This window comes from Shewanella nanhaiensis, assembly GCF_019457885.1.
Classification (GTDB): domain Bacteria; phylum Pseudomonadota; class Gammaproteobacteria; order Enterobacterales; family Shewanellaceae; genus Shewanella; species Shewanella nanhaiensis.
Window position 1 is genome coordinate 1 of record NZ_JAHZST010000065.1, and the last position, 428, is coordinate 428.

Here is a 428-nt window from a genome sequence, read left to right on the forward strand (position 1 = left end):
GCGCCTGGAAATGACCTACTCTCACATGGGGAGACCCCACACTACCATCGGCGCGATTGCGTTTCACTTCTGAGTTCGAGATGGGATCAGGTGGGACCACAATGCTATTGTTTCCAGACTAATTCTTTACTTTTTAATCGCTTGCTACTGACTATCTTGACGGCCTTACTCGGCACTGCGCTTCTCATGTACTGGAGTACACTGTGATGCTCGTTTTGTCGTAGCGTTGTCAATCTCAGCCATTAGCTGCGCTGACTTCAATAAATATTTAGAAAGCTTTAAATAATTGGGTTTAGTACAAGGATGTACTGTATGTCATAAATGCAGGAGCATTTTATGACCAACTTAAATCAAGTTCGTATTCTTTTGTGCTTGTAACACCAAAGTTGATGTAAAACCCATCTGGGTTGTATGGTTAAGCCTCACGA

General features: G+C 43.0%; 1 rRNA gene. It reads right to left on the minus strand.

Going from position 1 to position 428, the window contains the following annotated elements:
• Nucleotides 1-2 precede the first annotated feature (2 nt).
• Nucleotides 3-118 (minus strand): 5S ribosomal RNA (gene rrf, locus K0625_RS24355).
• Nucleotides 119-428: the final 310 nt, after the last annotated feature.